Source organism: Egicoccus halophilus, assembly GCF_004300825.1.
Taxonomy (GTDB): Bacteria; Actinomycetota; Nitriliruptoria; order Nitriliruptorales; family Nitriliruptoraceae; genus Egicoccus; species Egicoccus halophilus.
Genome location: NZ_CP036250.1, coordinates 3,680,060 through 3,697,008, shown reverse-complemented (window position 1 = coordinate 3,697,008; position 16,949 = coordinate 3,680,060). Strand labels below are relative to the sequence as shown.

Sequence of the window (16,949 nt, the reverse complement as noted above, 5' to 3'; positions counted from 1 at the left end):
CGGTGGCCGTCGACAGCTGCCTGTTCTGCCGCATCGTCGCCGGGGAGGTCCCTGCCGAGCGGGTCGCGACCGGGGACGGGGTGCTCGCCTTCCGGGACATCGAGCCGCGGGCCCCGGTGCACGTGCTGGTCGTGCCCGAGCGTCACGTCGCCTCCGTCCACGAACTCGACGACGGTGCGTCCGGTCTGCTGGCCGACTGTTTCGCGCTGTGTCGGCAGGTGGCCGAACAGGAGGGCATCGCCGACGGCTACCGCGTCACGACCAACGTCGGGGAGCGCGGCGGCCAGTCGGTCGCCCATCTGCACTTCCACGTGCTCGGCGGCCGCCAACTCGGTCACATCGACTCCGGCGCTCCCGAGGGGCCGGCCTGACGCACGACGACGCCCGTCGCCGGGCGACGGGCGACGGGCGACGGGCGTCAGGGGGAGCGCCCACACTGGCTCGTCAGCGGGGCAGTGCGACGAGCGTGGCTCAGTGCTCGTCGTAGTGGTCGCCGTGCTCGGCGTGGCGGTGGCCGTCGTGCACGTAGTCGACGTGGTCGTCGTGCTGGACGGTCTCGTGGCCGCAGTCGGGGCCGTGGGCGTGCTCGTGCTGGTCGTGCGGGGCGCAGGTCGTCGACATGTCGTTCCTTCTCGGTTCGGCGGGCCCGGGCTCAGCGGGAGAGGCTGACAGTAACATCGAAGTATCGCGATATCCCGATGTGTACGACGAGTGCGCGGTCCGAGTTCGTTGCCGCACGGTCCGGGATGGCGTCGAAACGTCCCGGGTGGCGGTCGATCGGCGTGTCAGAGCGGCTCGTGGGCGTGGACGACCGCGTCCTCGACGATGTGGGCCACGTGCTCGTCGACGAGGTGGTAGCTCACCGTGCGGCCAGCACGGCGTGCTTCCACCAGCCGGGCGCCGCGAAGGATCGCGAGGTGCTCGGACACCCGCGGCTGGGCGACGTCGAGCGCGGCGACCAGTTCGTGCACCGCCCGGTCGCCGGCCGCGAGCTCCCGCACGATGCCGACCCGCAACGGGTTGGAGAGCGCCTTGAAGATGTCCGTGACGCGCTGCAGCGACGTCCGGTCGAAGGCGTCGTCGTCAGGCATGCGCGGAAGTGTAGATGCACCGGTCGCTGCCGGTCGCGGGCGCGCTGGCCGGAGGCGGCGGGGCCGGTCCACGGGCGCGCCGGTGCTCACAGCTGGTCGTGATGCCGGTGATCGTGGTGGTGTGCCTCGTCGAGAACCACCGTGCCGTCGTCGAGCATGTGCACGTGCCCGCCGTAGGCGGTGGCCAGGTGCGGGGGGGTGAGGACCTCGGCCGGCGGGCCCGACGCCACGACCCGGGTCGCCATGAGCACGACGAGGTCCGCGAGCTGGGCCGTGCCGACGTCGTGCGTGGTCAGCACCACGGTCGCGCCGCGGGACCGCTCGGCGTCGATGACCTCGGTGATCGTCTCCTGGGTGACCAGGTCGAGGCCCGTGATCGGTTCGTCGAGCAGGATCACGTCAGCGCGCTGCGCCAGCGCCTGGGCGACGTAGGCCCGCTGGCGTTGCCCGCCGGAGAGCTCGAGGAGCTGCCGGTCGAGCAGGTCGCCGATGCGCATCCGTTCGACGGCCTCGTCGATGGCGGCCCGGTCGGCGGCGCGCAGCGGGCGGAAGGGGCCCAGCCGTCCGTAGCAGCCCATCTTCACCGTCTCGCGCACGGTCAGCGGCACCGCTTCGTTCGCGACCGTCGTCTGCAGGACGTGCGCCACCCGGCGGCGGGCGTTTCGCGGTTGCAGGCCGAGCACCTCGAGGCGTCCGCGCGTGGGGCGCGCGAGTCCGGAGATGGTCGACAGCAGGGTGGACTTGCCCGACCCGTTCGGGCCGATGATGGCGACCACGGCGCCGGTCGGCACCGTCAGGTCGACGTCGCGCACCGCCCGGTGGGTGCCGTAGTCGACGCCGAGTCCCGACATCAGCAGCGCGGGCGGCGCCGTCGTTCGGCTGTCGGGCCGCACGTCGACGGACCCGGAGGGGGACCGGAGTGGCGGGGTAGGAACAGTTCCCATTATCCTCATCGGCATTGGTCGCAGACTCAACGTACTGCAGGAAGTCGCCGCATGAGTGCTCTCCTCTCCGTCACCCGCTGCCGTCGCCGCTCGTCGGCCGGCATCGCCGTCGCTGCCGCGCTCGCCCTGCTGCTCGCGGCGTGCGGGGGCACCGACGTGCTCGAGGACGCGCCGCCCGAGACCGCCGAGGGCGGGGGCGCCGACGTCGGGACCGGCGACGAACCGGGCGCGGGGGCGGCGGACGCGGTGGCCGCCCCCGACGCGGACGAGCTGCTCGTGGTCGCCACGACCAGCATCCTCGGTGACATCGTGGAGGAGCTGGTCACCGGTGACGGCACGGTGGAGGTCCTCATGCCGCCGGGGGCGGACCCGCACGGCTACCAGCCCTCGGCGGCCGACGCCGCGCTGCTGCGCGAGGCCGACCTCGTCGTCGCCAACGGGCTGGGTCTGGAGGAGAACCTGCTGTCGGCCCTCGACGCCGCCGAGCAGGACGGCGTGCGCGTGTTCGAGCTCGCCGAGCAGCTCGACCCGATCGCGTTCGACGGCGACGGCGACGGCGACGGGCACGGTCACGCCGACGAGGAGGGGCATGCGCACGACGACGACCATGCGCACGACGACGACCATGCGCACGACGACGACCATGCGCACGAGCACGGTCCGGAGGACCCGCACGTCTGGTTCGACCCGCTGCGGATGGCCGACGGCGTCGGGCTGATCGCGGCCGAGCTGGCCGTGGTGCACCCGAGCGTCGAGGTCGAGGAGTGGGAGCGTCGGGGCGACGCCTACGCCGAGCAGCTGCTGGCCGTCCACGAGGAGCTCGAGGACTCGTTCGCCGCCATCCCGGTCGAGGATCGACAGCTGGTCACCAACCACGATGCCCTGGGGTACCTCGCGCACCGCTATGACTTCGAGGTGCTCGGTACCGTGATCCCCGGGTCCTCGACCCAGGCCGAGGCCGATGCCCAGCAGTTCGCCGAGCTGATCGCGGTCGTCGAGGAGGCCGAGGTCGCCGCCGTGTTCGCCGAGAACACCGACTCGACCGTCCTCGCCGAGCAGTTGGCCAGCGAGGTGCTCGGCCGTGGCGACCTCGAACTCGAGGTCGTGGGGCTCTACACCGACGCACTCGGTGAACCTGGCAGTGGTGCCGAGACCTATCTCGACCTGCTGCGGGAGAACGGCCGTCGCATCACCGACGCCCTGACCTGATCGGAGCCCGTCGCCGTGTTCGACCTGCTCACCGTGCCGTTCTCGTTCACCTTCATGCAGAACGCCCTGTACGCGGGGCTGCTGACCGTCGTCGCCAGCTCGCTGATCGGCACCTGGGTCGTGATGCGCGGCATGGCGTTCATGGGTGATGCGTTGGCGCACGGGGTGTTGCCGGGGATCGCGATCGCCTACATCGTCGGCGGCAACCTGTTGCTCGGTGGTGCGCTCAGCGCGGCGGTGATGATCGGTGGAGTCACCGTCGCCAGCGCCCGTACCCGTCTGGGCGACGACACCGCCATCGGTCTGCTGTTCGTCGGGATGCTCGCCGCCGGTGTGGCCATCATCTCGCGCGGTGGGGCCTACGCCGGTGACCTGACCACGATCCTGTTCGGCGAGCCGATCGGGGTCACGGCCGCCCATCTGCGCACGCTGCTGGTGGCGACCGTCGTCACCGTGGCGGTGACCGTGGCGCTGTACCGACCGTTCCTGGTGCTCTCGTTCAGCCGTGCGAAGGCGAAGACGCTCGGGCTGCAGCCCGGTCTGGCCCACCTGGCGATGCTGGCACTCATCGCGATGGTCGTGATCAGTTCGTTCCGGACGGTGGGGACGATGCTGGTGTTCGCCTTCATCGTCGCGCCACCCGCGACCGCCGCACTGGTGTCGCGCCGGGTGCCGGTGATGATGCTCGTGGCCATGGGGATCGGTGCGGTCTGCGTCGTCGCCGGACTGCTCCTGAGCTACCACCTCGGCACGGCCACGGCCGCGACGATCGCCGGCCTGACGGTGCTGGTGTTCTTCGTCGTGCTCGCCGTCCGGGAGGCGGTCGAGACGTTGCGCGGTTGGCGTGCCCGTCGCGGCGACGACGTCGACGGCACCGATGCGCCGTCGGGCCCCTCCGCCGCGGTCCCCGCCTGACCGTGCCCCGCCGACGAGTCCGGTGGGCGACCCGGTCGTGGTCCCGTGGTGGTCAGTTGCAGGTGGCGCAGGTGCCCACGAGCTCGAAGCGGTGGGAGTCCACGTCGAAGTCGGTCTGTCGGCGGGCCTCCTCGGCGGCCTCGGCCAGGGCTCGCTCGATCCGCGGCGGCAGCACGACGTCCTCGAGCCGGCCACACGACGAACACAGCAGATGGTGGTGGTGCTCGGAGAGTTCCTCGGTCAGCTCGTAGCGGGCGACGTCGTCGGTCGACGCCAGACGACGCACGGCGCCGCACTGCTCGAGGGTGGCGAGGTTGCGATAGAGCGAACTCTGCGACTGGCGCGCACCGATCTCCTGCAGTTCGGGGATCGTCACCGGCCGCCCCGCGTCGATCAGCAGCTGGACGAGCTGGCGACGCCCGCCGGTGTAGCGCTGGCGGGCGCGACGCAGTTGCTCGTCGACGATGGCGTGGACGTCGTTGTTCATGCCGCCAGCATAGAACACGTTCCGAGAATGGTGACGCTTCCTGCCCGGGCCAGCGGTTCGAGCGGCGCAACCCATCGACCGGCCGCACCGCCGCACCGCTGGATCGCGCCGTCCGCACCGCGGCCTCGCGCGACGGCTCAGGTTGGCCTAACCTTCACTGGTCCACGGTCGGGAGCTCCAACAAGATGTCCGGTCAGACGCCGAGCATCGTCGGGATCCCCGTGCCCGCCCGGCCCGGGGGTGTCCGTGGCGTCGACGCCAGCACAGGACGGGTGCCGGTCGGCTCGCCGTGGTCGCGGGACGGGGCGGCATGACGCCGCCGCTCGCCGACGCCCTGGCCGCCGTCACCGCGCTCAGCCCCTGGTTCGGCGCCGAGACGGCCCGCCACCGCAGGAGGCGGTGCGCCTCGACGCGCTGGCCACCGACGGGGCGCGTCTCGACACGCTCGTCGCGTCCCGGGCCCAGGGGCTGGCGACCGCCCATCGTGACGTGGCCGCGGGCCTGGTCCTCCACGACCTCGTGTGGCGGGTGACCGCGCCGCCGCTCGCGACGGCCGTGGTGTCGGGCATCGCCCCGCGCCTACGGGCCGAGGGCATCACGTTGGTCCACGACGCCTCCGGCGCGTGCACGGGGGTGCACCTGCACGGCCTCGACGCGGAGGTCGACGCCGACCTGGACCGCCTGCTCAGGCGCGTGCGTGACGACGTCGTCGGGACGATCGAGGGCCTGCTGCCCGCGTTCCGCTCGCGTGCGCGCCTGGGGATGCCGGCGCTGTGGGGCGAGGTGGCGGACACGTTCGCCGCGGCGCTGCAGTGGTTGGGGGACCTCGTGGGTGCGCCACGTGCCGCCCGCGACGCGGCGGACACCCTGCTCGACGGAACGCCGCCGCTGCGTGGCGGCACCAACTGGGTGCCGGTCACGGTCGCCGGCGCGAGCGCCACCCACCGGGTGCGCAACACCTGCTGCCGCGCCTACCGGCTCGAGCAGTACGACTACTGCGCCGGCTGCCCACTGCTCGACGCGGAGGACCGGCTCGCGCGCTTCCGCGCGATCACCGAGGCGTCGGCCGATGCGGCCGCTGGGGGGACGGCCGATGCGGCCGCTGGGGGGACGGCCGATGCGGCCGCTGGGGGGACGGCCGACGCGACGTCCTGCTAGGGGTCGGGCTGCGGGTGGTCGTGCGCGCTGGCTGCCACGTCCCTGCGCATCCCGGCGCGGGACGGGCAGTATCGAGGCAGTAGACTCCGCGGCCGACGCGTGTCGCAAACGTCGTGCCGCTCTCGCCGCCGCCGTCGGCCGCCCCCGTTCGTCCCTGGAGTACCTCGCCGTGCGCATCCGCTCGCTGTTGTCCGCCGCCGTGCTCACGGCCCTGCTCGCCGGGTGTGGTGCGGCCACGACCCCCGGCGCCGCAGCCACCGTGGACGGCGAGGTGATCCCGCGCGAGCAGCTCGAGGACGCCGTCCGCGAGCTGACGGGCGAGACCACCGGCATGGACGCGCAGCAGCGCAACCAGCTGGTCGGCGACCTCCAGCGCAACGTGCTGACCTTCCTGATCCAGGTGGAGGTCATCGAGAACTACACCGACGAGCTCGGGATCACGGTCGACGAGGCCGAGGTGCAGGCCCGCTACGAGCAGGACCTCGAGGCGTTCGGTGGCGAGGAGGGCCTCGCCGAGGTGCTCGCCTCCCAGCAGAGCGGCCTGACCGTCGAGCTCTACCGCGAGGCGTTGGTGCCGGCGACCGCCCGCCTCGACGTGCTGCGCGACCAGCTCGCCGAGGACGTCGACCTCGAGGAGGTCGAGGTCCGCGAGGTGCGTCACATCCTCGTGGAGACCGAGGACGAGGCGCAGGAGATCGTCGACGAGCTCGCGGGCGGCGGCGACTTCGCCGCGCTGGCCCAGGAGCGCTCGATCGATCCGGGCAGCGGTGCACAGGGCGGCGAGCTCGGACAGAACCCGCGTGGCGCCTTCGTGCCGGAGTTCGACGACGCGGTGTGGGAGGCCGAGATCGGCGAGGTCGTCGGCCCGGTCGAGTCCAGCTTCGGTTTCCACGTGCTCGAGGTGACCGGTGAGGACACCGTCGAGCAGGCGACTGGTGGTGGTGACCCGCTGCAGGCCGCCAACCTCGAGGTCGACCGGCGCCTGAGCGAGGCGTTCGCGGAGGCCGACGTCTCCGTCGGCACCGGTCTCGGGAGCTGGGACCCCGTGCAGCAGCGGGTGGTCGAGCCCGGTCGTGTCGGGCAGGGCGCGGAGCCGGCGCAGGGGCTGTTGCCCGACGAGCTGATCGAGGAGCCGACCGCCGACGCACCGGTCGAGGAATGAGCCGACGCGGAGTCCGGGTATGAGCCCGACCGCGGGCAGCGAACCGCCACGGGTCGTCCTCGTGGAGACCTCCGATGCGTTGCCGGGCCTGCTGCCGTTCCAGGCCTGGGACGCGCTGGCGAGCGCTCCGGTGGTCCACCTGCGCGACCCCGACGCCCACCCGAGTGCGCAGCACCTGTTCTTCGCGGGGCTGGACCTCGTCACGGTCGAACCGTCCCCGCTGGAACGGCGGGACCTCGACCTGGCACGCCCCGGCAGCCCGGAGGACCGCCGCCTCGCCAAGGCACTGCTCGCCCAGGCCGAGGCCGACGGCGTCGTGGTGTACCTCCTGGGTCCCGGTGACGAGGGTCTGGGCCCGACGCTGGGCGGTCAGGCGCAGCTGCTGGGTGCCGAGGTCGAGTTCGTCTTCCTGGCCCAGCAGCCGGCCGGGGCGGAGTTCACCCGCCTGGTCGACGTCCTGCGTCGCCTCCGTGACCCCGAGCACGGCTGCCCGTGGGATCTCGAGCAGGATCACCACACGCTCGGCCGCTATCTCGTCGAGGAGACCTACGAGCTGCTCGACGCGATCGAGCGCGGTGTCGACGTCGACATCGAGGAGGAGCTCGGCGACGTCCTGTTGCAGGTCGTCTTCCAGGCCCAGGTCGCCCGGGACCGTGGTGCGTTCGGCATCGACGACGTGACCCGCGGCATCGTGGACAAGCTCGTGCGTCGCCATCCCCACGTGTTCGCCGACGTCGAGGTGGACGGCGCCGAGGACGTGCAGCGCAACTGGGACCAGCTCAAGGCCGCGGAGAAGACCGATCGGACCGGCCCCTTCGACGGGGTGCCGCCGGCCCTGCCGGGGCTGCTGCTGCTCGAGACGCTGGAGCGCAAGGCCGCCAAGCGCGGGTTCGACTGGGGAGGTTCCCACGAGCCGGCCGACCGGGTCCGCGAGGAACTCGACGAACTGCTCGCCGCCGACGGTGAGCACCGCCTCGAGGAGTTCGGCGACCTGCTCGGCGCGGTCGTCGGGCTCGGACGGACGCTCGGCATCGACCCGGAGGAGGCGGCGCGGGCGGCCGGACGCAAGTTCCGCAGCCGTTTCGAGGCGATGCTCGCACTGGCGGCGAAGCGGGACCTGCCCGTCGACGACCTCAGCCGGGACACCTGGCTCGAGCTGTGGGACGAGGTCAAGGCGCCGGACTGACCGCGCCGCTCGGACGGCGCCCCGTCATCTCCTTGCGTCGCCGTCCGACCGCCCTACGCTGCCGGCACGCCCGGTGCGCGGCGACGCGCGACGGCGTCGAGCACTAGGCTGACCGCCCCCTGCATCGTCGAGGAACGCCATGTCCGCCGACCACACCACCGACGCCTCGGTGCCAGCGGAGCCGGCCAGTATCCGTCCGCCGGACCTGCCGCCCCGCGCCGTGCGTGGTGCCGACCGTGACGTGCTCGCCGGCTGGGACACCGACGTCGAGCTCGCCGCGCTCGCACGGGGCCGTGGCGATCGACGCCCCTTCCCGATCGACACCGTCGTGGTGCTCGGTGCGGGGGTGGCGGGCGCGACGGGAGGTGCCGCGCTGGGTGCTCGTCGCGGGCGGGGCGCGGTGCTCGGGTCGCTGGTCGCCGTCGTGAGTGCGGCGGTGGTGCGCCGGATCTGGCGGCTCGACGTCTGAGACCCGCACCGCTGCGCGCCGACGGCACCCGGACCGGTTCCCGTTCCCGCCCCCGCCAGTCGTTCGTGTCGACGTTGTTTCCCCCGCGCACGTCCGTGACGTACCGTCTGCCCGCATCCGAGGCCGTGCGGATCGGCGACCGTGCCCGACCTTCGAGGTAGAGAATCCATGGACCTGACCACCATCGACCTGGTCCGCGCCCGCGAGATCCTCGACAGCCGCGGCAACCCGACCGTCGAGGTCGAGGTCGGGCTCGTCGACGGCACGCTCGGTCGCGCCGCGGTGCCCTCCGGCGCCTCCACCGGCGAGGCCGAGGCCGTCGAGTTGCGTGACGGTGGTGAGCGCTACCTCGGCAAGGGGGTGCGCAAGGCCGTCGACAACGTCCACGAGACCATCGCCCCGGCGTTGCTCGGCCGCGAGGCGACCCGTCAGCGTGAGGTCGACGCGCTGCTGCTCGAGCTCGACGGCACCGACAACAAGGCCGAGCTCGGCGCCAACGCGATCCTGGGGGTGTCGCTGGCGACCGCGAAGGCTGCGGCCGCGGCGCTCGGCCTGCCGCTGTACGCCTACCTCGGGGGCCCCAACGCCCACGTGCTGCCCGTGCCGATGATGAACGTGCTCAACGGCGGCAGCCACGCGGAGTCCAACGTCGACTTCCAGGAGTTCATGATCGCGCCCATCGGCGCACCGAGCTTCTCCGAGGCGCTGCGCATCGGCACGCAGGTCTACCACCAGCTCAAGAAGGTCCTGCACGGCCGGGGGCTGTCCACCGGACTCGGCGACGAGGGCGGCTTCGCCCCCGACCTCGCGTCCAACTCGGCGGCGCTCGACCTGTTGATGGAGGCGATCGACGAGGCCGGCTTCACCGCCGGCACCGACGTCGCGCTGGCCATGGACCCGGCGACCTCGGAGCTGTTCCGCGACGGGAGCTACGCCCTCGAGGGCGAGGGACGCGTGCTGTCGTCGCAGGAGATGGTGGACCTGTGGGCCGACCTGGTCGGGCGCTATCCGATCGTGTCGATCGAGGACGGCCTCGACGAGGGGGACTGGGACGGTTGGAAGCTGCTGACCGCGCGGCTCGGGGACCAGGTCCAGCTCGTCGGTGACGACCTGCTCGTCACCAACCCCGCCTTCGTGCGGCGCGGCATCGACGAGCGCGCCGCCAACAGCGTGCTGGTGAAGGTCAACCAGATCGGTTCGCTGACGGAGACCTTCGACGCGGTCTCGCTGGCGCAGCGGGCCGGCTGGACCGCGATGATCAGCCACCGTTCGGGCGAGACCGAGGACGCGACCATCGCCGACATCGCGGTCGCCACCAACGCCGGACAGATCAAGACCGGTGCGCCGGCGCGCTCCGACCGGGTCGCCAAGTACAACCAGCTCCTGCGGATCGAGGAGGAGCTCGGCGACACCGCCCGCTACGCCGGTCGCGACGCCTTCCCCCGGTTCTCCGCATGAGTCGGGCCGCCGCGGATCCGACCCCGCGCCGGGCGCTGCGCTCGGCGCAGCGCCGCCGTCGGCGTGGAGGCTCCGGCCGCGGCCCCCTGCCGGTGCAGCGGGCGGCGCGACGCTTCGCCGCAGCCATCCAGGGCGCCGTGCGTGGCGACCGCCCGTTGGTGCTGTTGCTGCTCGGTGCGTTGGTGCTGTCGGTGCTGATGCTCTCCGGGCCGGCGCAGCGGTATCTCGACACGCGCGACCGGGTCGATGCACTGGCGGGCAAGGCCGTGGCGCTCGAGCAGGTCAACGCCGAGCTCGAGCAACGGCAACGCGATCTGCAGGACCCGGGCAACGTCGAGCTGCTGGCCCGCGAGCAACAGGGATTCATCCGGCCGGGCGAGGTGCCCTACACCCTGGTGCCCCCCGAGGTCGACCGTCCCCGCATCACCTCACCTCGCGAGGCGGCACCGGGACCGTCGCCGGCCTGGTACCGCCGGGCGTGGGACGCGCTGGGCGGGTGGATCGGGGCCAGCTGAGCGGCCGGCGACGCCATCGTCCTGCCGCCCGCACGGTGGGCGGGGACGATCGGATGGTGTCCGGGTCTTGCTCCCGAGCCGTCCGGTCCGTACGGTTTGCGGGTGCGGGACCCCAGCCGGTCCTGCCCGCGCGCACCCGGCCCGTTGCCCGGACCGGGTTCTTCCATCGCCAGCCGCCTGATGTGCGGCTACGACCGGGGCCCACGGCGCCTCGCGCGAGCGCCTCATCGCCCCACAGGAGTTGGTCCAACTGCAGGGTCAGATCGTCAAGGGCAAGGTCGTCCGGCTCGAGGAGTACGGCGCGTTCGTCGAAGTGTCCACCGAGGACGGCGGCGTCGTCACCGGGCTGGTCCACGTTTCCGAGGTCGACGCCGACTTCGTCGAGAACATCTACGCCTACCTCGCCGAAGGTGACGAGGTCGACGTCAAGGTGCTCGACGTCAAGGACGACGGCAAGGTCGACCTGTCCATCAAGCGGGCCGACCCGGAGTGGCAGGACGAGGAGTCCGTCAACCTGCGGTCGAAGCTCGACAAGGACTTCAACAAGCGTCTGCGGCGGTTCATGCACAAGTCGCAGATGATCCAGGGTGAGGCACGCCGGCAGCGTCGCGGACGCGTCGTCTCGTGACCTCCGCTGACGGGGCCGACGGCCCCGTCCCCGTCGCCGTCCGGCCGCCGGACGCGTCCGGTCCCCAGACCGACGCCGTCCGGCCGGATCCGGCGGCTTCCTACGCCCGGGCGCTGGCAGCTCCACCCGCCGATGCGCGCGGGCGCGCCGTCGTGTCGGCGCAGCTCGGCCGGCCCTCCCGGGGTGAACCGGCGGTGGTGCACACCTGTGTGTTCGGGTTGCCGACGGTGGTGCGGGTCGACCCGCGCCTCGACGACGGCACCCCGTTCCCGACCACCTTCTGGTTGACCTGCCCGGTGATGCGCTCCCGGGTGGGCCGCCTCGAGGCCGACCACGCGATGGTCGGCCTCAACGAACGGCTGGCGACCGACGAGTCGTTCGCGGCCGCCTACGCCGCGGCTTCCGAGCGCTACGTCGCGGCCCGGAACGAACTGGGGGACCCGCTGCCGGGGAACCCGTCGGCCGGCGGCATGCCCGGGCACATCAAGTGCCTGCACGTCCATGCCGGCCACACCCTGGCGACCGGGGACAACGTCGTCGGGCAGTGGACGCTCGAGCACAGCACGCCGGCGCCGTGCCGCGGTCCGTGTGTGACCACCGAGCAGGTCGAACACCAGCTCGACCGCGAACGGACCCGGGCCCGCGACCGGCACCGGCTCCAGGACCAGGACCAGGACCGCCCATGAGCACCCCCCGCGCCGCCGTCGACGTCGGGACCAACTCGGTCCGTCTGCTGGTGAGCGATGCGGACGGCCGCCGGCTGGCCCGCGAGCTGACGATCACTCGACTGGGGACCGGCGTGGACCGCACCGGGGTGCTCGACGACGACGCGCTGCACCGCACGTTGACGACCATCGCGGGCTACCGCGAGCAGTGGGTCGCGGCGGGCGTGACCGACCGGGTCCGGATCGCCGCGACCTCCGCCGTGCGCGACGCCGGCGACCGCGACCGGTTCTTCGACGGCGTGCGGGAGCTCACGGGCGTCGACGCCGAGGTGCTGACCGGTGAGCAGGAGGCGGCGCTGACCTACGCCGGCGTGCTCGGGGCCCTCGACGTTCCGACGCCGGCGGCGGTGGTCGACGTCGGTGGCGGGTCGACCGAACTGGTCGTCGGCGACGTCGCCGGGACGGTCGTCGGCAGCGTGTCGCTGCAGCTGGGCTGCGTCCGGTTGGCCGAGCACCATCTGGTGTCCGACCCGCCCACCCTCGTCGAGTGGCGGGCCGCGCGCGCAACGGTCGACGAACGGCTCGCGGAGGCCGACGCCGGCCTGTCCGTGCAGCACGCCGACCTGGGCGGGGCACGGACGCTGGTCGCCGTCGCCGGGACCGCCACCACGCTCGCCGCGCTGCACCTCGACCTGCCCGAGTACCTCGAGGAACGCATCCACGCCACCCGGATCCCGACGCCGGCGTTGCTCGAGCTCACCGACCGCCTGGCCCGGATGACCTCGGCGCAGCGTGCCGCGCTCGGCCCGGTGCAACCGGGACGCGAGGACGTCCTGCACGGCGGGGCGCTGGTGCTCTCGCGCGTCGCGCAGCGCTACGGGTTCGCCGACGTGGTCGTCAGCGAGGCCGACATCCTCGACGGCCTGGCCGCGTCGTTGGCCTGAACCGCCACGCGACGGAGTGCAGGGACGCTTCAGCGCACCACGGCCCCGAGCGACTCGGCCAGACGGATGGCACCACCGAGGTCGAGGACCGCGCCGGCGAGTTCCGCGTCCGCCAGGGCGACCCCGTCGAGGCGGGCGTCGGTGAGCTCCGCGTCGCGCAGGCGGGTGCCGTGCACGTTCGCGCCGGTCAGGTCCGCGCCGGTGAGGTCCGCTCCACGCAGGTCGGCGCCGCCGAGGTCGGCGTGGGCCAGCCGCAGGCCCGCCAGTCGCATCCGTCGCAGGTCGGTGCCCCGGAGGTTGACGTAGGTCCAGTCGCCACCGTCGATCTCGAACCCGAGCAGGGTCGTCGCCGTCAGTTCGCTGCCGGTCAGCTTGCAGCCGACGAACCGGGCCGTGGACAACCGGGCGCCCTCGAGACGGCAGTTGACGAACGCCGTGCCGTCGTGGACGGACGCGCTGAGGTCGACCCCGGCGAGGTCACAGGCGGTGAACACCGCGCCGCTGGTACGCACGCCCGACAGGTCGGCGTGGCGCAGTTCGCAGCGCTCGAACACCGCACCGGTGAAGTCGAGGTCGCGCAGGTCCTCCCCGCACCGGTCCTCGCCGACCAGGTGCAGCGGCTCGACGGCGGCCATGGGCGCTCCTGTTCGCGACGCGGTCTCCCGGACCCGGACACGGCTGCGGACCCTACGGGGCCGGTGCGACGGGGGCGGTGCCCCGGCCCCGTCGCACCGGGAGCGTCAGGCGGCCGCGACCGGCTGACCGAGGTCGGGGGTGAGCCGCCGACCGACGGCGTACGCACCGACGACCGCGAGCACGATCGCGACCACCGGCGGGATCAGGATCCCCTGACGGCTGGAGATCCAGGCGGCGAGCGTCGCCACGGCGTAGACCGCGACGTTCTCCCACCGCACGGCGGGGAAGCGGTAGGCCAGCGGCTCGGGCATCCCGCGGCGCCAGTTCGCGACGTGGTCACCGATGAGCACCCCACCGATGGCCGGGATCAGGATCCCGAGCCAGGACAGGTAACCGATCAGGTTGTCGTAGATCGGCAGGGCCAGCAGCGTGCCGATCACCACACCACCGATGACGAACGGCTTCTTGGTGTTGGCGTTGAACAACTCGGCCCCGGCGACGCCGAAGTTGTAGGCGGTGTTGTCGTTGGTGGTCCACAGGTTGGCGACCAGGAACACCAGACCCCAGCCGATCAGGTTGAGCGCGAACAGGACCTCGACGAAGTCGCCGATCCCGAACGCCAGCGCACCGATGCCGCCGAAGAAGATCATCAACAGTTCGCCGACGATGAACGCGATCGCGGCGGAGGAGAACCCCTGCGTCGGTGTGCGGGCGAAGCGGGTCCAGTTGGGTGCCTGGGTCCCGCCGGAGGCGAACGTGCCGACGATGGCCGTGACGGCCGCGGCCACGGTCAGCTCACCCGTGCCGGTCACCTCGCCCAGCCCGCCCAGGCCGCCGATCTCGGTCAGCGACCGCCACGTCACCCAGCCGGCGAGCACGAGCAGCAGCGGGACCGACACTGCCGAGAGCAGCTCCATGCCCCGGTAGCCGAAGTAGGCGGTCAGCCCCATCACGGCGCCGCCGCCGAGGATGAGGATCCACCGCCACAGCGGCCCGTCGAGGCCGGTGACCTGCTGCGTCAACAGCGCGAGGGTGGCGACGGTCACGCCGTACCAGCCGATCTGGGTGCCGCCGAGCAGTAGGGAGACCAGCTTGGCGCCCTTCTCGCCGAAGGCGTAGCGGGCCATCACCACCGTCGTCAGGCCCGAGCGTGCACCCACGGCACCCAGCGCCGAGACGTACACGCCGAGCACGATCGAACCGAGCAGCGCGATGGTGAGGAACTGCCCGAACGAGAACGCCGGCGCGATGCTCGCCCCGGCCAGCATCGTCGGGGTGAAGAAGGTGAACCCGAGCAGCACCACGCCCAGCGACAGCACCCCCTTGCGGGCGTGGGCGGGCACGATCTGCAGCGGGTAGTCCGGGTCGACGTCGCTGGGCTGCGACGCGCGGGTGCTGGCCAGGTCACTCATCACCGATGTCCTCGTTCCAGACCGCCGGGTGGGCGGCGATGAACTGTTGCAGCAGGTCGATGCAGCGCTGGTCGTCGAGCACGTGCACCTCGACGCCGTGGTCGGCGAGCCAGTCGTGGCCGCCGCTGAAGGTGCGGGTCTCACCGATCACGAGCCGGGAGATGCCGAACTGGCGCACGAGGCCCGAGCAGTACCAACACGGCGAGAGCGTCGTGACCATCGTGGTGCCGCGGTAGCTGCGCTGACGGCCGGCCCGGCGGAACGCGTCGGTCTCGCCGTGCACCGACGGGTCGTCGTCCTGCACCCGCCGGTTGTGGCCCCGCCCGAGGACCTGCCCGTCCGCACCGATCAACGCGGCACCGATGGGGATGCCACCCTCGTCGCGGCCGGTCCGCGCTTCCTCGACCGCCACGTCCAACCAGGACCGCAGCGTCGCCTCGTCGAGCAGGTCCACCATGCTCCCTGACGTCTCGGGTTTCGGCGCATCCTGTCACGGTCGACGCCGCGATGGGTGATGGGGCGGCGGGAGACTCGCAGGGCGGTGTTCCAGCGACGTGTCGGGCACGTCGCCGCGCGATGTCGTCCTCGCCTAGCGTCGGACGTCGGCGAGCGACGACGTGGGAGGTGTCGTGGACGAGCGGCTGGACCCGGCGGTGTTCTGGCCGCGACTGGGACGGGCACTCGCCGAGGTGCCCGAGGACGCCCGGACCCCGCCGCCGCAGGCGCGGGTCGGCGCGGTGCTGGTCCTGCTCGAGGACACCGCGGAGGGACCGCGGGTGGTGCTGACCCGCCGTCGTCGCGACCTTCGCTCGCATCCCGGTCAGGTCTCGTTCCCTGGTGGCCGGCTCGATCCGGGGGAGACCGTCGAGGAGGCGGCGCTGCGCGAGGCCCGGGAGGAGATCGGGCTGCGGACCTCCAGCGTCGAGGTGGTCGGGATCGGACCCAAGTTCTACATCCCCCCGTCACGGTTCTGGGTCGTGCCGGTGCTGGGCCGTTGGCGGCAGCCGCATCCGCTGACCGAGAACCCCTGGGAGGTCGACGAGGTCCTCGAGGTCCCGCTGACCCAGCTGCTCGACCGCACGCGGTGGCGGCACGCCCCGCTGAGCCTCGGCGGCTCGACGTGGGCCTGGCAGCTCGACGACGACGTGTTGTGGGGTGCGACCGCCGTGGTGATGGCGCTGCTGCTCGAGACGGCCGTCGACGACTGGTCCGGCGGGCTCGCCCCGGACGACCTCGGCGACGAGCGCGCCGTGCGACCCTGGGAGCAGGTCCCCTCGTGGGAGCGTCGCACGCGTCTGGCGGGAGACCTGCCGGCGGTGGCGCAGCAGGAACTCGCCCACGTCACCGCCGGACAGCTGCGGGCGGTGCGCGACTGGCTGGCCGGGCACGACGTCGGACCGCTGGCGCGCGCCGAGCAGGCCGGTCGCGCCGCGGCCCACGCGATCCGGCGCATGCGCCGGGGCGACGTCGCGGAGCTGAGCGTGACCGTGCTGGCCGGGCCCAGCGACAACGGTGCCGCCGGGCTGGCCGCGGCGCGTCTGCTGGTCGCCGGCGGCGCCCGCGTCGACGTCCGCACCGTCGGGGCGGCGAGGTATCCCGGGCAGGTGGCGTTGCTCGCGGCGGCCGGGGTGCGGGTCGAGGCGGTCGGTCCCGGTCTCGACGACGCGGCGCCGCCCGGTGAGGTGGTGCTCGACGCGATGCTGGGGGTCGGCACCGTGCCGCCGCTGCGGGACCTGCCCGAGGCGGCGGCCAGGTGGTTGCGCCGACACGACGTCCCGGTCGTGGCGCTGGAGCTGCCCTCGGGGCTGTCGGCCGACGTCGGGCTGCGGGGCTCGTGCGTCACCGCCGACGTGACCGTCGCGCTCGGGGCCCCGACGCTCGGGCTGCGGCCGAGGATCTCGCACGCCTACGTCGGTGACCTCTATCTCGCCGACCTCGGGATCCCGCCGGCGGCGTGGCACGCCGCCGGCGTCGACGACCCGCCGACGTTCCCGAACGGGCCGCTGGTCCGGCTCACCGCCGACGACGCGGCGACCGACGCCGGCACGCCGGACCAGGGCGAGCGCTGAC

20 protein-coding genes are annotated in these 16,949 nt (G+C 72.9%); 13 read left to right on the top strand and 7 right to left on the bottom strand.

Annotated elements, in window-relative coordinates; translation table 11 throughout:
- Positions 1 to 2 precede the first annotated feature (2 nt).
- Positions 3 to 371, top strand: coding sequence for an HIT domain-containing protein (locus ELR47_RS16855; protein WP_205745335.1), 369 nt, complete (start codon positions 3 to 5; stop codon positions 369 to 371).
- Between the two features lie 100 nt (positions 372 to 471).
- Here ELR47_RS16855 and ELR47_RS16850 read toward each other — a convergent pair whose 3' ends face one another.
- The 3 genes from ELR47_RS16850 to ELR47_RS16840 form a co-directional block, all read right to left on the bottom strand.
- On the bottom strand, positions 472 to 621 hold the full coding sequence (locus ELR47_RS16850; RefSeq protein WP_130650941.1) for a zinc transporter permease: 150 nt from the start codon (positions 619 to 621) through the stop codon (positions 472 to 474).
- Between the two features lie 164 nt (positions 622 to 785).
- The gene (locus tag ELR47_RS16845; protein ID WP_130650940.1) at positions 786 to 1,091 is read right to left on the bottom strand and encodes an ArsR/SmtB family transcription factor; all 306 of its coding nucleotides are present in this window, start codon (positions 1,089 to 1,091) and stop codon (positions 786 to 788) included.
- An 86-nt stretch (positions 1,092 to 1,177) separates the two neighbouring features.
- Positions 1,178 to 1,984 carry a metal ABC transporter ATP-binding protein gene (locus ELR47_RS16840; protein ID WP_205745334.1) on the bottom strand — a complete coding sequence of 269 codons (807 nt, stop codon included), beginning with the start codon at positions 1,982 to 1,984 and terminating at the stop codon, positions 1,178 to 1,180.
- Between the two features lie 102 nt (positions 1,985 to 2,086).
- On the opposite strand from ELR47_RS16840, the gene ELR47_RS16835 reads away from it, so the two are divergent.
- A complete protein-coding gene (locus ELR47_RS16835) occupies positions 2,087 to 3,244 on the top strand; it encodes a metal ABC transporter solute-binding protein, Zn/Mn family (protein WP_130650939.1) in 1,158 nt (385 codons plus the stop codon).
- A gap of 15 nt (positions 3,245 to 3,259) precedes the next feature.
- A complete protein-coding gene (locus ELR47_RS16830) occupies positions 3,260 to 4,159 on the top strand; it encodes a metal ABC transporter permease (RefSeq protein WP_205745333.1) in 900 nt (299 codons plus the stop codon).
- Between the two features lie 52 nt (positions 4,160 to 4,211).
- Here the strand turns inward: ELR47_RS16830 and ELR47_RS16825 are convergent, their stop codons facing one another.
- Positions 4,212 to 4,646 (bottom strand): Fur family transcriptional regulator, encoded by a 435-nt coding sequence (locus ELR47_RS16825; RefSeq protein ID WP_165404161.1) that lies wholly within the window; start codon positions 4,644 to 4,646, stop codon positions 4,212 to 4,214.
- Positions 4,647 to 5,045: 399 nt separating this feature from the next.
- Here ELR47_RS16825 and ELR47_RS16820 point away from each other — a divergent pair, with 399 nt between their 5' ends.
- The 9 genes from ELR47_RS16820 to ELR47_RS16780 all read left to right on the top strand — a co-directional run bounded on the left by ELR47_RS16820 (position 5,046) and on the right by ELR47_RS16780 (position 12,831).
- Positions 5,046 to 5,804 carry a (2Fe-2S)-binding protein gene (locus ELR47_RS16820; protein ID WP_130650937.1) on the top strand — a complete coding sequence of 253 codons (759 nt, stop codon included), beginning with the start codon at positions 5,046 to 5,048 and terminating at the stop codon, positions 5,802 to 5,804.
- Between the two features lie 169 nt (positions 5,805 to 5,973).
- Positions 5,974 to 6,966, top strand: coding sequence for a peptidylprolyl isomerase (locus ELR47_RS16815; protein WP_165404160.1), 993 nt, complete (start codon positions 5,974 to 5,976; stop codon positions 6,964 to 6,966).
- Between the two features lie 19 nt (positions 6,967 to 6,985).
- Positions 6,986 to 8,152 carry a nucleoside triphosphate pyrophosphohydrolase gene (gene mazG / locus ELR47_RS16810; RefSeq protein ID WP_130650935.1) on the top strand — a complete coding sequence of 389 codons (1,167 nt, stop codon included), beginning with the start codon at positions 6,986 to 6,988 and terminating at the stop codon, positions 8,150 to 8,152.
- A gap of 139 nt (positions 8,153 to 8,291) precedes the next feature.
- Positions 8,292 to 8,621, top strand: coding sequence for a hypothetical protein (locus ELR47_RS16805; RefSeq protein WP_130650934.1), 330 nt, complete (start codon positions 8,292 to 8,294; stop codon positions 8,619 to 8,621).
- A 168-nt stretch (positions 8,622 to 8,789) separates the two neighbouring features.
- A complete protein-coding gene (gene eno, locus ELR47_RS16800) occupies positions 8,790 to 10,079 on the top strand; it encodes a phosphopyruvate hydratase (protein WP_229730464.1) in 1,290 nt (429 codons plus the stop codon).
- Positions 10,076 to 10,594, top strand: a complete 519-nt coding sequence (locus ELR47_RS16795; RefSeq protein WP_130650933.1) for an FtsB family cell division protein — start codon at positions 10,076 to 10,078, stop codon at positions 10,592 to 10,594. The genes eno and ELR47_RS16795 overlap by 4 nt, the downstream gene beginning before the upstream one ends.
- 241 nt (positions 10,595 to 10,835) lie before the next feature.
- Positions 10,836 to 11,222 (top strand): S1 RNA-binding domain-containing protein, encoded by a 387-nt coding sequence (locus tag ELR47_RS16790; RefSeq protein ID WP_165404159.1) that lies wholly within the window; start codon positions 10,836 to 10,838, stop codon positions 11,220 to 11,222.
- Positions 11,223 to 11,416: 194 nt separating this feature from the next.
- A complete protein-coding gene (locus ELR47_RS16785) occupies positions 11,417 to 11,908 on the top strand; it encodes a DUF501 domain-containing protein (protein WP_165404158.1) in 492 nt (163 codons plus the stop codon).
- Positions 11,905 to 12,831, top strand: coding sequence for a Ppx/GppA phosphatase family protein (locus ELR47_RS16780; protein ID WP_130650930.1), 927 nt, complete (start codon positions 11,905 to 11,907; stop codon positions 12,829 to 12,831). The genes ELR47_RS16785 and ELR47_RS16780 overlap by 4 nt, the downstream gene beginning before the upstream one ends.
- A 29-nt stretch (positions 12,832 to 12,860) precedes the next feature.
- On the opposite strand, the gene ELR47_RS16775 is transcribed toward ELR47_RS16780, so the two are convergent.
- The 3 genes from ELR47_RS16775 to ELR47_RS16765 all read right to left on the bottom strand — a co-directional run bounded on the left by ELR47_RS16775 (position 12,861) and on the right by ELR47_RS16765 (position 15,336).
- A complete protein-coding gene (locus ELR47_RS16775; protein ID WP_130650929.1) occupies positions 12,861 to 13,466 on the bottom strand; it encodes a pentapeptide repeat-containing protein in 606 nt (201 codons plus the stop codon).
- A 105-nt stretch (positions 13,467 to 13,571) separates the two neighbouring features.
- Positions 13,572 to 14,879: a cytosine permease gene (codB, locus tag ELR47_RS16770; RefSeq protein ID WP_130650928.1), complete on the bottom strand. Its 1,308-nt coding sequence runs from the start codon at positions 14,877 to 14,879 to the stop codon at positions 13,572 to 13,574.
- Positions 14,872 to 15,336 (bottom strand): nucleoside deaminase, encoded by a 465-nt coding sequence (locus ELR47_RS16765; RefSeq protein ID WP_130650927.1) that lies wholly within the window; start codon positions 15,334 to 15,336, stop codon positions 14,872 to 14,874. Before ELR47_RS16765 ends, codB begins: the two co-directional genes overlap by 8 nt.
- Before the next feature lie 172 nt (positions 15,337 to 15,508).
- On the opposite strand from ELR47_RS16765, the gene ELR47_RS16760 reads away from it, so the two are divergent.
- Positions 15,509 to 16,948 carry an NAD(P)H-hydrate epimerase gene (locus ELR47_RS16760; RefSeq protein WP_165404157.1) on the top strand — a complete coding sequence of 480 codons (1,440 nt, stop codon included), beginning with the start codon at positions 15,509 to 15,511 and terminating at the stop codon, positions 16,946 to 16,948.
- The last annotated feature ends 1 nt before the right edge of the window (position 16,949 follow it).